Annotated in this window: 14 protein-coding genes; all 14 read left to right on the top strand. The window is 64.7% G+C overall.

Annotated features, from left to right (window positions below; genetic code table 11):
* The first annotated feature begins 135 nt into the window (after window positions 1–135).
* The 14 genes from RS899_RS18620 to RS899_RS18555 all read left to right on the top strand — a co-directional run bounded on the left by RS899_RS18620 (window position 136) and on the right by RS899_RS18555 (window position 12,770).
* Window positions 136–681, top strand: a complete 546-nt coding sequence (locus tag RS899_RS18620) for a terminase small subunit (RefSeq protein WP_315807785.1) — start codon at window positions 136–138, stop codon at window positions 679–681.
* Entirely contained in the window at window positions 653–2,581 is a 1,929-nt protein-coding gene (locus tag RS899_RS18615; protein ID WP_315807784.1) for a phage terminase large subunit family protein, read from the top strand. The genes RS899_RS18620 and RS899_RS18615 overlap by 29 nt, the downstream gene beginning before the upstream one ends.
* A 15-nt stretch (window positions 2,582–2,596) precedes the next feature.
* Complete coding sequence (gene gpW / locus RS899_RS18610) at window positions 2,597–2,821, top strand: gpW family head-tail joining protein (RefSeq protein ID WP_233300404.1); 225 nt, start codon at window positions 2,597–2,599, stop codon at window positions 2,819–2,821.
* Complete coding sequence (locus tag RS899_RS18605) at window positions 2,818–4,299, top strand: phage portal protein (RefSeq protein ID WP_409978027.1); 1,482 nt, start codon at window positions 2,818–2,820, stop codon at window positions 4,297–4,299. The genes gpW and RS899_RS18605 overlap by 4 nt, the downstream gene beginning before the upstream one ends.
* On the top strand, window positions 4,296–5,486 hold the full coding sequence (locus RS899_RS18600; protein WP_315807782.1) for a head maturation protease, ClpP-related: 1,191 nt from the start codon (window positions 4,296–4,298) through the stop codon (window positions 5,484–5,486). Before RS899_RS18605 ends, RS899_RS18600 begins: the two co-directional genes overlap by 4 nt.
* 10 nt (window positions 5,487–5,496) lie before the next feature.
* Entirely contained in the window at window positions 5,497–5,856 is a 360-nt protein-coding gene (locus RS899_RS18595) for a head decoration protein (RefSeq protein WP_233300407.1), read from the top strand.
* A gap of 69 nt (window positions 5,857–5,925) precedes the next feature.
* Window positions 5,926–6,921 carry a major capsid protein gene (locus RS899_RS18590; protein WP_315807781.1) on the top strand — a complete coding sequence of 332 codons (996 nt, stop codon included), beginning with the start codon at window positions 5,926–5,928 and terminating at the stop codon, window positions 6,919–6,921.
* A complete protein-coding gene (locus RS899_RS18585) occupies window positions 6,921–7,235 on the top strand; it encodes a hypothetical protein (protein WP_233300409.1) in 315 nt (104 codons plus the stop codon). Before RS899_RS18590 ends, RS899_RS18585 begins: the two co-directional genes overlap by 1 nt.
* On the top strand, window positions 7,232–7,669 hold the full coding sequence (locus RS899_RS18580; RefSeq protein ID WP_233300410.1) for a hypothetical protein: 438 nt from the start codon (window positions 7,232–7,234) through the stop codon (window positions 7,667–7,669). The genes RS899_RS18585 and RS899_RS18580 overlap by 4 nt, the downstream gene beginning before the upstream one ends.
* Before the next feature lie 49 nt (window positions 7,670–7,718).
* On the top strand, window positions 7,719–7,940 hold the full coding sequence (locus RS899_RS18575) for a hypothetical protein (RefSeq protein WP_233300411.1): 222 nt from the start codon (window positions 7,719–7,721) through the stop codon (window positions 7,938–7,940).
* A 29-nt stretch (window positions 7,941–7,969) separates the two neighbouring features.
* Entirely contained in the window at window positions 7,970–8,716 is a 747-nt protein-coding gene (locus tag RS899_RS18570) for a hypothetical protein (protein ID WP_233300412.1), read from the top strand.
* Window positions 8,717–8,791: 75 nt separating this feature from the next.
* Complete coding sequence (locus tag RS899_RS18565; RefSeq protein ID WP_315807780.1) at window positions 8,792–12,064, top strand: tape measure protein; 3,273 nt, start codon at window positions 8,792–8,794, stop codon at window positions 12,062–12,064.
* The gene (locus RS899_RS18560) at window positions 12,064–12,459 is read left to right on the top strand and encodes a hypothetical protein (protein ID WP_315807779.1); all 396 of its coding nucleotides are present in this window, start codon (window positions 12,064–12,066) and stop codon (window positions 12,457–12,459) included. The genes RS899_RS18565 and RS899_RS18560 overlap by 1 nt, the downstream gene beginning before the upstream one ends.
* Window positions 12,460–12,470: 11 nt before the next feature.
* Entirely contained in the window at window positions 12,471–12,770 is a 300-nt protein-coding gene (locus tag RS899_RS18555; protein ID WP_315807778.1) for a hypothetical protein, read from the top strand.
* Window positions 12,771–12,805 lie beyond the last annotated feature (35 nt).

The following is a 12,805-nucleotide window of genomic DNA, read 5'->3' as shown; positions in this document are numbered from 1 at the left end:
ACCTGTGGGGCAATGGCGTGCCACACGAACCGGCCCCCCGGGGGCCCCTGGCACATCCGAAAGGCGTGAGGGTAATTCGAGCCCCGCCTTTCCACTATGTATGGCCCAAATTCAGAGGTTGGTTGTTGTGTTGTTATGAGCAAATCAGACATCACTCGGCAGCCTCACTGGCTCAACAAAAGCCGGATGGCGGCGAGCCTCGGCATTAGCACGCAAGCCTTTGATAAATGGGGCGTTGAGCCGGTCGCAAGGATTGGCCGCGAGGCCTTCTATGACGTCCGGTCGGTACTGGAAAACCGCCTCGACTTCGCGGAGCGGAAACACCAACCAGACGGTGACGTTCCGCAAGGGATCGACCCGCTGGCCGAACACAAGCTGACGCAGGAGCGTCTGCGCCTCACCTCGGCCCAGGCCGACGCCCAGGAGAAGAAGAACCTGGTCGCCGACAAGCACCTGGTGCCTACCGAATTTGCGGTCTTTGCCTTGGGCAAGATCGCTGCCCAGATCGGTTCAATTCTCGACACGGTGCCATTGAAGTTGCGCCGCAAGCACCCGGACCTCGACGTGCGACACGTCGAGGCGCTGCAGCGAGAGATCGCCCTGGCGCGCAACCGCGCTTCCGAGTTGGGCGACCTACTACCGGGGATGCTGGATGAATATGTCGAGTCCTTGGCTGAATGACCTGCAGAAGCAAGTCCGCCTCGGCCTCGAATCCCTTTTCCGTGAACCCCCACTGACCGCGGTCGAGTGGGCGGACAAGCATTTCTATCTATCGTCCGAGTCCTCCTATCAGGAGGGGAAGTGGGAGACGGCTGCGTTCCAGGTCGGAATCCTCAACGCGATGGGCAACGACCTGATCCGCGTGGTCAACCTGATCAAGTCGGCGCGGGTCGGCTACACCAAGATGCTGATGGCGAACATCGGCTACAAGCTCCAGCACAAGAAGCGCAATGTGTTGAGCTACTGCCCGACGGACCCTGACGCTGAAGAGCTGATGAAGCGGCACGTCGAGTCGTTCATCCGCGACGTGCCGGTCCTGCTCGCTCTGGCGCCCTGGTACGGCAAGAAGCACCGGGACAACACCCTCGCCGCGAAGAAGTTCAGCCACCAGAAGATGCTCTGGTGCCTGGGCGGCAAGGCCGCGCGCAACTACCGCGAGAAGTCGCCCGACGAGGTCATCTACGACGAACTGTCAAAGTTCGACGCCGACGTGGAGGGCGAGGGTTCGCCGACCTTCCTCGGCGACAAGCGCCTGGAAGGGGCCACCTTCAAGAAGTCGATCCGCGGCTCCACTCCGGGGACGGCGGGCGAGTGCCAAGTCACCAAGGCCGGTGAAGAGTCGCCGCACTTCATGCGCTTCCACATCCGCTGCCCGCATTGCAACGGTGAGCAGTTCCTGAAGTGGGGCGGCAAGGATTGCGCGTTCGGCATCAAGTACGATACCAACGCGCTCGGCGAGGCTGAAAAGGCCTGGTACCTCTGCGAGCACAACGCATGTGTGATTGAGTACCACGAGGCGGTCGAGGCGGCGAACGATGGCCGCTGGATTTGCGAGCGGACCGGGATCTGGACGCGCGACTCCATGGACTGGTTCAAGGCCGACGGCGAGCCGGCGCGCACGCCGCGCTCGGTCACCTTCCACATCTGGACCGCGTACAGCGTCTTTACCACCTGGCTGGACATGGTCGGCGACTGGCTGAACGTGAAGGGCGACCGCGAGAAGCTGATCACCTTCGTCAACACCACCTTGGGCGAGACCTGGGAGGGCGACCAGGGCGAGAAGTTGGAGTGGGAGAATCTCTACGGCCGGCGCGAAATCTGGCAGCACATGCCCGCGCGCGTGGCTGCGCTGACCGGCTTCATCGACACCCAGGATGACCGCTACGAGGCGCGCATCTGGGCGTGGGCTGCGGGGGAGGAAGGCTGGTTGGTAGACCGCTGGATTCTGCAGGGCGACCCGGGCAGCGTTGAGCTGCGGCGGAAGGTCGGGCTCAAGCTCCACCAGCAGTACCAGCGCGAGGACGGCGTGAGCATGCGCGTTGCGCTCTGGGGCTGGGACTCCGGCGGCCACTACACCGACGAGGTCTACGAGGAGAGCAAGAAGCACGGCCTGTTCTGGGTCATCCCGACCAAGGGGCACAACGTCTACGGCAAGCCCATTGCGATGTTCCCCGACAACAAAAGCAAGGCCGGCGTCTACCTGACGATGATCGGCACGGACAACGCCAAGGAGCTGATCTACAGCCGCCTGAAGCTGCAGCCCGAGCCGGGCAAGGTTCTCCCTGGAGTGATGCACCTGCCGGCCAACGACGCGATCTGCGACGAGAACGAGCTGAAGCAGCTCACCGCCGAAACCAAGGTGATGAAGATCGAGAAGGGCCAGCGGGTGTATCGCTGGGATGCGAAGGGGCGCCGCAACGAGGCACTGGACTGTGCTGTCGGCGCCTTGGCGATGCTGCGCGTTGCCCAGCAGCGCTTCGGCCTGGTCCTCGATGCGCCGCCCACCACGTCCTCGGCACCTTCGGCTCCGGCCACCAAGCGCCGCAGCTCCGGCAGCGGCTACCTGAAACAACGTCGATAACCACGCGAGGCGGATATGACCGAGGCGCAGCAACGGCTGGCGGATGTGCGCGCGGCCATCCACGACATTCTCACCAAGGGACAGGCCATCACCAAGGACGGCCGCAAGCTGGAGCGCGCCCAGCTCTCCAGCTTGCGGATGCTGGAAAGCCAGTACGTCGCCGATGTTGATATGGAGACCGCGCGCAATGTTCGCCGGTCGCGGGCGTTCCGGCTTTACTCGGGCGGGAAGGGGGTGTGATGAAAGAGTTTCCTCGTCGCGCCCTGGCGGGCTCCCGCCTTCCTGGTCGCATCAAGAACAGCTATGACGGCGCCGGCACTGGCCGTAGGGCGAAGAACTGGGACGCGCCGCCCGGCTCCATCAACACCTTGTCTCTGCCGGCGCTACCCATGCTCCGGAAGCGCTCCAGGGCAGCGGTCAGCAATGATCCTTATGCCGGCGGCGCCATTGACGCCCGTGTCAGCAACCTGATCGGTACCGGCATCACGCCGATGCCCACCACGCGGGACAAGGAGCTTCGCCGCGCACTGCTCGACCTCTGGGCGGATTGGACCGACGAGTCTGACGCCGACGAGCGAACGGACTTCTACGGCCAGCAGGCGCTGGCAGCTCGCATGGTGGAGGAAAGCGGCGAGTGCTTCGTGCGTCTGCGCCCGCGGCGCCTCGAGGACGGCCTGGCTGTGCCGCTGCAGGTGCAACTGCTGCCGGCCGAATTCGTGCCGGTTGAGAAGAACGAAACGACCCGAAACGGCAACCTGATCAGGGCGGGTATCGAGTTCAACGCCCTGGGCAAGCGCGTCGCTTACTGGATGTACCGCCGGCACCCGGGCGACAGCACCGTGACCGGCGCGGGCTACAACCAGTTGGTGCGAGTTCCGGCCAGCGAGGTGTTGCACATCTATGAACTGCGCGAGGCGGGCCAGCTCCGCGGGGTGCCGCGGCTGTCGCGCGTCCTGCTGCGCCTGCGCTCGCTGGATAACTTCGACGACGCTGTACTGTTCCGGCAGGAGGTCTCGAACCTCTTCGCCGGCTTCATCACGCGCCCGTCGCCGACGGACATGCCGCAGATCGACCCCATCAACGGCGGCCCCGCACAGTTGGACACGGACGGCTTTACCCCGATGGTGGGGCTTGAGCCGGGGACCATGCAGGAGCTGCTGCCGGGCGAGAAGGTGGAGTTCTCGAAGCCGCCGGAGGCGGGCAACAACTACCCGGACTTCATGCGGCAGCAACTGCAGGCGTCTGCGGTCGGGGCCAGCGTTCCCTACGAGCTGATGACGGGTGACCTCCGGCAGGTCAACGACCGCGTCATCCGTGTGGTGCTCAACGAGTTCCGGCGCCGCTTGGAGCAGCTCCAGTTCAGCGTCTACGTCCACCAGTTCTGCCGGCCGATCCGGGCCGCCTGGCTGGACATGGCGTACCTCTCCGGCGCGATCGACTTGCCTGACTTCGCGCGCAGGCGCCGCGAGTACCTGCGCACGCGCTGGGTTCCGCAGGGCTGGGCCTACATCCATCCGGTGCAGGACATCCAGGGCAAGCTCATGGAAATCAACGGTGGCGTCACGTCGCGCAGCGAAGTGGTGCTGCGCAATGGCTACGACGCCGAAACCATCGACGAAGAGAACGCAGCCGACCAGGCCCGGGCACGGAGCTTCGGGCTTTCCTACACCACGGGCGGCGAAGCGCCGCTCAAAGACGACGAGGGCGAAACCCCATGATCAGCTTTTCCAGCCTGAAGGCGCTGGCCGTCCAGCTCGGACTGGTCATCTTCAACAAGACCCCGGCACCGCCGGCTCCCCAGGATGGCACCTGGTACCAGATCAAGGCCGCGGCCGAAGGCGCCGAGGAAGGCGGGGCCGAAGGTGGCCAGGCGATCGAGGTCTACATCTACGGCGAGATTGGCGTGTGGGGCGTCACGGCGAACCAGTTCATCAAGGACCTGAAGGCGGTCGACGACGGCACGTCGCCGGTGCTGGTCGCCTTCAACACCATCGGCGGCGACCTGTTCGAGGGCCTGGCCATCCACAACGCGCTGAGCCGGCTGGGTGAGCGCTGCACCGCGCGCGTGGATGCGCTGGCCGCCAGTGCGGGCAGTGTCGCAGCTTGCGGCGCACACCGCCTGGAGATGGCGTCCAACGCCATGCTGATGATCCATAACCCGTGGACCTGGGCGAGCGGCGATGCGGATGACTTTCGCAAGGTCGCCGACATGCTCGACCAGACCCTGGAGGCGATTGTCGCCTCGTACAAGCGCAAGGCCCCCGAGGTCGACGATGCCGAACTGCGTCGGCTGATCAACGAGGAAACCTGGCTGACCGCTACCGAGGCCAAGAATCTGGGCCTCTGCGATGAGGTCATCGACGGTGTGACGGTCAAGGCCATGGTCGGCGATGGCGGTGCACTGCGCCGCTATCACAAGGCACCGCTGGCTCTTCTGGCATCGCTGGAAGAGCCGGAGCAGCCACCGGCTGCGGTGGTGCCGCCGGCCGATGAACCACCGGCCACTCCTGTTCCCCAACCCAACGCCGCCGCCCTGGTCAGCCGCATCATCAAAGGCTGCGCGGACGCTGGCATCAGCAATCTCGTGGAGGTCCTGTCCATGTCTGGAGACCTGAAAGACGAGGCGAGCGTCGACGCAGCGATCGCACGGGCCAAAGCGGTCCGTGAACTATGTGTCAGCGCCCGCCTACCTGAACTCGCCGCGGACTACGTGAAAGCCGGCCTTGAGCCGGAAGCCGTGCGCGCGCGTCTGTTCGACAAGCTGGCCGGCAACGGCTTCGGCGAAATCATCAACACCCCGCCGCTGGATGACCAGCCGGCACCCACCACCCCGAAGGCTGCTTCGCCCGCGAAGGTTTACGCGAACCGCAAGCAAGCTCGCACCGCCAAACCCAAGGCTTCGTAAGGAGAAGCAGATGAACAAGACCGAAGGCTTCCACGCTGGTGAGTTCCTCCTGTCGGAGGGCACCGGTGCCATCTCGCGCGAGCAGGTCACCCTCGCGGCAACCGCTGTCGACCTGCCCGCGGGCCAACTCCTGGGCATCGTCACCGCATCCAGCGAATACGCACCGTATGACAACGCCGCCACCAATGGCACCGAGGTCGTCGCCGGCATTCTCTACTCGCCGAAACCGGCCTCTACCGAGCCGCAGGCGGCGACCATCGTCGCGCGCCTCGCCGAGGTGGTGGACGTAGCGCTGACCGGTCTCGACTCTGCCGCCCGCGCCGACCTCAAGGCCCGCAACATCATCGTCCGCGTCGGCACGCCGTACTGATCCGCGCCGCTCACCCACAACCCCTTCAAACCCCGCTTCGGCGGGGTTTTCCATTTTTGGAGCATGCCAATGGCTGAGATCAATATTTTCGAAGACGAAGCGTTCGGCGTCGGCGCCCTGACTGCCGCGATCAACGAAACCCCCGAAGTACCCGGCCGCCTGGCCGCGCTTGGCCTCTTCGAAGAAGATGGCAGCACCACCATCACCCAGCAGATCGAGAAGGACGGCGACTCCCTGCACCTGGTACCGGCCGCAGACCGCGGTGCCCCGGGCCTGGTTGTCCAAGGCAACAAGCGCCTGCTGATCCCCTTCAACAACGTGCACCTGCCGCAGACCTTCAGCATCATGGCTGACGAAATCCAGGGCATTCGCGCCTTCGGCGAGCAGACCGAGTTGCAGGCGGTGCAGGACGTGGTGAACCGTCGCCTGGAGAAGATGCGCCGCGCGCTCGACGCCACCCACGAACACCAGCGCATGGGTGCGGTGCTCGGCACCATCCTCGATGCCGACGGCACCACCGTGCTGCTCGACCTGTACGACCGCTTCGGTATCAGCCCGCAGGTCGTCCAGATGGAGCTGGGCACCGCCACCACCAAGGTGCGCCTGAAGGCCGGCGAGGCGCTCGATGCGCAAGAAGATGCGCTGGGCAACATCTCCAGCAGCGGCTCGCGCGCACTGTGCGGCAAGAACTTCTGGAATGCGCTGATCACCCACAAGTCGGTCGAAGAGACCTACCTGAACACCCAGCAGGCCGCCCAGCTGCGCGGCGACGCCCGCGAGGAGTTCGAGTTCGGCGGCATCGTCTGGGAACGCTACCGCGGCAAGGTCGGCGGTCGTTCCTTCATCCCGGATGACGAAGCCCGCCTGGTGCCGCTGGGTGTTCCGGAGCTGTTCCTGAGCATCTTCGCTCCGGCGAACTACATGGAAACCGTCAACACCCTGGGTCTGCCGTACTACGCCAAGCAGGAGGCCATGCCATTCAACAAGGGCATTGCCGGCGAGGCGCAGTCCAACCCGCTGCACATCTGCACCCGCCCGCGCGCGGTCATCAAGCTGGTGAAGTAATGGCCGGCTTCGGCGACCTGGTCGACGAGATGGACGACACCATCCTCGAGGTTCTCGGGGATGGTGAGTTCGCCCTGGTCGACCGCAACGGCCATGTGCAGGTCGACGTGCTCCACGGTCTCGTCGAAGACGGCGTGGAGCGCATCGATAGTGGGGCGGTGGATCGCTTCAGGACCATCGAGGTCCGCAAGGCGCTGCTCGGCTCCTACGACCGGCGCGGGGGCTTCGTTGACGCCGAGGGCAACCGCTGGACGATCGACGGCATCCACCTGGATGACGGCCATCTCATCACCTTCTACGTGGTGCCCGAATGAGCCTTGAACGAAACATGCAGGCCGAGATCATCGGCCAGCTCCAGGCCTTGCTGGCTGGCGTGCCGCAATTCGGTGCTTCTGTCGTCGAGGACTCGGTGGCGCGCGTGCTGGACGCGGAAGATAGCGACCTGTCAGACGAGATGATCGTCCTGCAGGAAGGTGACACTGTCGAACTCGACCGCACGCCGAGTAACTGCAGGGAGCAGTGGACCGTCAACCTGGTGGCGATGTCGCGTAACCGAGACGCGCCGCAGGCCTTGCGCACGGCCCGCCTCGCCATCAAGCGAGCCTTGAAGGGGGCGAAAGCCGGCCTCGAGGTGCCGGGGCTGGTCGCTGTCGAGTTTCCCGCCTCGTCGGTTCGCTTGCCTGAGCCAGGGCGGCGGTGGAGCTATCGCGTCCTGCCCATCACCTTCACCTACAACCAGCCGCTGTAACTCACCCACCAGGCCGCCTTCGGGCGGCCTTGCCATTTCTGGAGGGCGTATGCCCGAGATCGTCATCACCAAGGCCTTCAACCACCGCGAGGGGTCGCAGGTCACCCATTACCCGAAGTCGGAGAAGGCCGTCGCGGTCTCTCAGGCTGTCGCCGACCACGCGCTGGCTCGCGGCTTCACTCCCAAGCCGGAAGAGAAGGCACAGAAGCCAGCCGCCAAACCTGCTGCGCCGGTCCCCGCAGCGACCACTGAAACCAGCGCAGGCAAGTAAGCCGCGCGGCCTCCCATCAGGAGATCCCAATGCTCAAGACGATTGATCGCTCCTTCATCGGTGAGGGTCAGGTATTTGCCCGGCTCTACGGTTCCCAGGATGCGCTGTTGCCGTTCGGTAACTGCGATGCCTTCAGCGTCAGCTATGCCACTGATCGCAAGGCGCTGCCCGACTTCCAGGGCGGCGGTGGTAACCGCAACGTGCGTACCCGTCCCACCGACGTGACCGGTTCTATCGGCATGTACGACATCACTTCCGACAACCTGGCTCGCATCACCCGTGGTTCCATCAAGGTGGCCCCGAGCGCGGCAATAACCGACGAGCTCCACACCTCGGCGGGCGTGGTGTTCGAGTTGATCCCGTTCAAGTACCTGCCGGACATGACGAAAACCGTCATCGTTAAAACGGCCGCTGACGCCGAGTTGGTCGCTGGCACCGACTACCTGCTCACGCCGCACGGCATTCAGGTGCTGACCGATAGCGACATCGACGCCACGGGCGTGAAGGTCAGCTACACCCCGCGCAAGAGTTCGGTGGTGCACATGCTCAATGCTTCCGAGCGTGAATACGAAATGCTCATCGCCGGCCTCAACGACGCCCAATCCGGCGAGCCGTACGCGCTGCGCATCCGCCGTGCCAAGTTCGGCATGCTCCAGGAGCTGGCTGTGCTCGGCCAGGACTACCTGAAGCTGACCGGCCCCATCGAGCTGCTGTCCGACCCGACCGTGGTCGCCGACGACATCTCGAAGTTCTGCCAGATGGACCTCGCGGCCTGAGCCGCCCGGCCACGGATGGCCACCCCATGAACAAAGCCCGCCACCCGGCGGGCTTTTTATTGCCCGGAGTTTTTCATGGCAAACCCGATCCAGCGCCTGATTCAGTTCGTGCTGCGCGGCAAGGACGATCTGTCCGATCCCGCCAAGAAAGCCACCGAAGCCATGGAGGCGCTGCGCGCCAAGACTGGCGAGCTGAATCAGGCATTGGACTCGGCGAAGGATGCCCGCGGCATGGTTGTTGGCCTAGCCAACACCGAGCGGGCGATCGCGCAGACCAAGACCTCCATCGAGCGGGCGGAAAGCACCGTCCAGGCTCTGCGCGAAGCACTCGACAAGAACCCCGACAGCAAGGGCTTCGAGACCTCGCTGAAGGCGGCCGAGCGCGATGCGGCGAACCTGCGCCGCACCCTGGACACGCTGAGCACCAAGCACGCCGAGCAACAGCGTGCGGCCAGAGAGGCCGGCGTCGACACCAGCAAACTGGCCGACGAAGAAAAGCGTCTGGCGGCCGAGGTCTCCAAGGCGAAGGACGGCATCAGCCAGAACGCCAAGGCACTGCGCGATCTTGAGCGCGACCAGGCCCGTGCGGCGCGCGAGGCGGCCAACCACGTCTCCCGCGTGACCGCGCTGCGCCAAGCCATGGCCTCGGGCGTCCGGCAGGCTGCTGGCTATGCCGCGGCCTTCTTCGGCATCCAGGCGGCATTTGGTCTGGTGGGCAGGGGAGTTGACGCGGTGCGCACCGGCATCCTCGAGATGCTCAGCACCGGCGACATGTTCGAGAACCTGCAGAACCGCCTGACCTCGCTCATGGGGTCGGTCGAAGGCGGCGAACAGGCGACGGCTTGGATCAAGCGCTTCGCCAAGGACACGCCGCTACAGCTGTCTGACGTCACTGACGCCTTCGCCTTGCTGAAGGCTTACGGCGTCGACCCTATGAACGGGTCGCTGAAGGCAATCGAGGACCAGTCCGAGAAACTTGGCGGCGGCCTGGAGCGCCTGGAGGGCATTTCCACTGCCCTCGGCCAGGCATGGGCGAAGGAGAAGCTGCAGACCGAAGAGATTCTGCAACTGATCGAACGCGGCGTGCCGGTCTGGGACATGCTGGGCAAGGTGACCGGCAAGACCACCAGCCAGCTGCAGGACTTGGCCACCAAGGGTAAGTTGGGCCGGGACGTTATCCAGGCCCTGATCGATGAGATGGGCCGCAGTTCGGAGGGCGCCGCGGCCAAGGCCATGGGCACCCTGACCGGCCTGGTCAGCAACCTGGCTGACACCGCGACCGACTTCCTCGGCCGTATCGCCAACAGCGGCGCCCTGGACTACGCGAAGAACAAGCTCAAGGAACTGGGCCAGACCATCGCCCAGATGGACGCCGACGGGCGCCTGGACAGGCTGGCCAAGGGGCTGTCGGATGCCTTTGTGCAGGGCGCCGAGTGGATCGGTAACTTCATCAAGCGCATGGCCGAAGTGGATTTCGGCACGCTGGTGGACAAGACCTCTGCTTGGCTCAGCGACTTCAGCACCTCGCTCGACGACATGGCCACCAAGGTCAAGCTGTTCGTGGCCCCGTTCCGCACGTTGTTCAACGGCCTGACCACCGGCCTGAGCGGCATCGCCCTGGCGTTCACCAGCAACATGGGGCTGATGGTCTCGGCCATCGAAGCGATCGCCGCGAAGATTCCCGAGGCGCTGGGCGGTGAAGAAATCCGGCGCTCGGTCGCGGGCGTCAGCGAGATGCTCGCCGGCATGAGCGAGGGCTTCAAGAATCAGATCCAGCAGGACGCCAAGGACATCGCCGACGCCTGGAAGACCGGCGCTGACGAGAGCGAAGGCGCGGTGCAGCAGCAGGCCCAAGCGGTTACCGAGCACTTCGGTGACATCAAGGCGAGCGCCCAGGACGCTTCGGCGGCATCCGTCCAGGCAGTTACCAGCCTGCAGAACGCCCTCGACCAAATCAGCTCGGCCACCTCGGTGGCGCAGCTGACCAAGCTGCAGGAGGAAATGCGCAAGGCCTACTCGGAAGGGATTCTCACCCAGCAGGAGTACGCCAACGGCGCCGGGGTCCTCAACGGCAAGTTGAAGGAGCTGAAGACCTCCGCCGGCTCGGCTGCCCTTGGCGTGTCGGACCTCAGTACTGGGCTGGAGAACCTGAAGCAGGTTCAGGACGCCATCAGCAACGCGCGCACCACGGCGGACATCCAGAACATCCGCACCGCCCTGAACAAGCTGTACAACGACGGCACGATCAAGGCGCAGGATTTCAACCGGGAACAGCAGCGCCTTGAAGACAAGCTGAAGGAGCTGAAGAACGCCGGAGACACTGGCGCGCAGGGCATGGACCAGTTGGCCGAGTCCACCGACAAGGCCACCCAGTCGCTGGAGGAGCAGCGCAAGGCTATCGGCGATTCGATGGAGGCCACCCGCAAGTCTGTCGGCAGCACCGAAGAGGATATGTCCGACTTCGCCAACTTTTTCTCCGGAGTGATCAGCAGCGCGCGCACTCCGCTGGCCCAGCTCAGCGAGGAGGCCCTGGCCACCTTCGACCAGCTGCGCGGCATCTCCAACGCCAATATCCAGATCGACACCAGTTCCCTGGAAAGCACCACCGCGGCGCTGGAGCGCATGCGGGAGGAGTTGGCCCAGGTCGATGCTGCCTCGTCCATGCCTGGCGTCTCCAACCTCGGCCGCTGGGCGCTTTCGATGAAGGCGGACAGTGATCGGGTAGCAGTGTCGTTCCTTGAGCAGAAGCGACAACTGCTGAGCCTGCTGGACGGCTACGAGTCCGGTGAAATTGTGGTCGGCGATTTCCTCGAACAGGCCAAGGCCGCGCGCAATGGCATGAATCTGCTGAACGACTCGGACCTCCGACAACTGGAGAGCACTATCGAGTCAGCCAAGCAGCGGATGCAGCAGTTGTCTGAGGGTTCACGCGATACCTTCGCGAGCCTGCAGGAAGAACTGGCCGGCCTACGCGGCGAACAGGAGGCAGTGGACCGCAGCAAGTTCGCCAGTCGTCAGCGTGAACTCCAGCAGCAGCTGGCAGAGGCCCAGGCGGCGGGCGATCTCAATGCGGTGGAGAACTACATGAAGGCCATCGGCACTCTTCAGCAGATCGAAACCGAAACGAATAGCCAGCGGCAACTCGCCGAGCAGAAGGCGAGAGTGGAGGCGCAGAACGCCGCGCAGCCTGCCGCGGCTCCTGCGCCTGAGCCGGCCGCCCCTACACCGCAACAGCCGATGAAGATCATCCGGCTTGAGGCCGGCGGGCGTAGTGCTGACATCGGTGTCGCCGACGACGGAACGCAGTTGCTCGGTGTGCTCGACCTTTATGCGAAGAGGACAAGCTGATGATGCTCGACAGCATCGAGCTGGATGACCAGTTCGAATGGGCGGATGAGTTCGAGTGGGACGCGGTGGCGCAGGAGCAGGAGCGCTCGCTGACTGGGGCGCTTCTGGTGCAGGAGGGCGTCAAACTGCATGGGCGGTCGGTCACCCTCAAGTCAGGCGGCGGCGTGTGGACGCCTCTGGCTATCGTGCGGCAACTGGAGGTCCTGCGCGACCAGCGGCTGAAGGTGATGGACCTGGTGTTGCCGGATGGTCGCGCGTTTTCGGTGATCTTCAACCGTAGTAACGGCGCGCCACTGAAGGCCACGCCAATCTTCCGCGAGGTGAATCCCTCACTGGATGCCATCTACGACGTCGAGATAAGCCTGATCACGGTGGCCCCGGTGGCTGCCCCCTGATGGAGAACAACATGGAACTGACCGGGTATTGGGTCGGCGGCAGCGTCGTGGCTGCGCGCACGGAACAGGGCGCCATCGCCGTGATGGAGCAGCACGAGCCTGCCGGCCTCTACAGCCTCGACGACGTGCTGGTGATGCCGGAGAGCCAGCTGGATCAGCAGGTAACGCCGGACGCGCCTGAGACTTTCCGGGAAGCGCTGGCCCGCTGTCAGGCCGAGTCACCCAGCGGTCGCCCTGGTTCGCGCCTTGCCCAGGCTCAGGCCGGTATGGGCCGCCCGCAGCTCATCTACTGGGATTTCCCCAGCGCATAACGCGACCACAACCATACCTCTCTACAGACCCCGCT

Origin of the sequence: Pseudomonas sp. C9-3 (genome assembly GCF_032392015.1) — a bacterium.
Lineage (GTDB): Bacteria > Pseudomonadota > Gammaproteobacteria > Pseudomonadales > Pseudomonadaceae > Pseudomonas > Pseudomonas nitroreducens.
The sequence above is the reverse complement of the archived record's forward strand: the minus strand, read 5'-3'. Positions and strand labels throughout refer to the sequence as shown.

What these genes read in the sequence shown, in the direction of transcription:
- RS899_RS18620 (WP_315807785.1), top strand. Translation starts at nt 136, where the DNA reads ATGAGCAAATCAGACATCACTCGGCAGCCTCACTGGCTCAACAAAAGC.
- RS899_RS18615 (WP_315807784.1), top strand. Translation starts at nt 653, where the DNA reads ATGAATATGTCGAGTCCTTGGCTGAATGACCTGCAGAAGCAAGTCCGC.
- gpW (WP_233300404.1), top strand. Translation starts at nt 2,597, where the DNA reads ATGACCGAGGCGCAGCAACGGCTGGCGGATGTGCGCGCGGCCATCCAC.
- RS899_RS18600 (WP_315807782.1), top strand. Translation starts at nt 4,296, where the DNA reads ATGATCAGCTTTTCCAGCCTGAAGGCGCTGGCCGTCCAGCTCGGACTG.
- RS899_RS18595 (WP_233300407.1), top strand. Translation starts at nt 5,497, where the DNA reads ATGAACAAGACCGAAGGCTTCCACGCTGGTGAGTTCCTCCTGTCGGAG.
- RS899_RS18590 (WP_315807781.1), top strand. Translation starts at nt 5,926, where the DNA reads ATGGCTGAGATCAATATTTTCGAAGACGAAGCGTTCGGCGTCGGCGCC.
- RS899_RS18585 (WP_233300409.1), top strand. Translation starts at nt 6,921, where the DNA reads ATGGCCGGCTTCGGCGACCTGGTCGACGAGATGGACGACACCATCCTC.
- RS899_RS18580 (WP_233300410.1), top strand. Translation starts at nt 7,232, where the DNA reads ATGAGCCTTGAACGAAACATGCAGGCCGAGATCATCGGCCAGCTCCAG.
- RS899_RS18575 (WP_233300411.1), top strand. Translation starts at nt 7,719, where the DNA reads ATGCCCGAGATCGTCATCACCAAGGCCTTCAACCACCGCGAGGGGTCG.
- RS899_RS18570 (WP_233300412.1), top strand. Translation starts at nt 7,970, where the DNA reads ATGCTCAAGACGATTGATCGCTCCTTCATCGGTGAGGGTCAGGTATTT.
- RS899_RS18565 (WP_315807780.1), top strand. Translation starts at nt 8,792, where the DNA reads ATGGCAAACCCGATCCAGCGCCTGATTCAGTTCGTGCTGCGCGGCAAG.
- RS899_RS18560 (WP_315807779.1), top strand. Translation starts at nt 12,064, where the DNA reads ATGATGCTCGACAGCATCGAGCTGGATGACCAGTTCGAATGGGCGGAT.
- RS899_RS18555 (WP_315807778.1), top strand. Translation starts at nt 12,471, where the DNA reads ATGGAACTGACCGGGTATTGGGTCGGCGGCAGCGTCGTGGCTGCGCGC.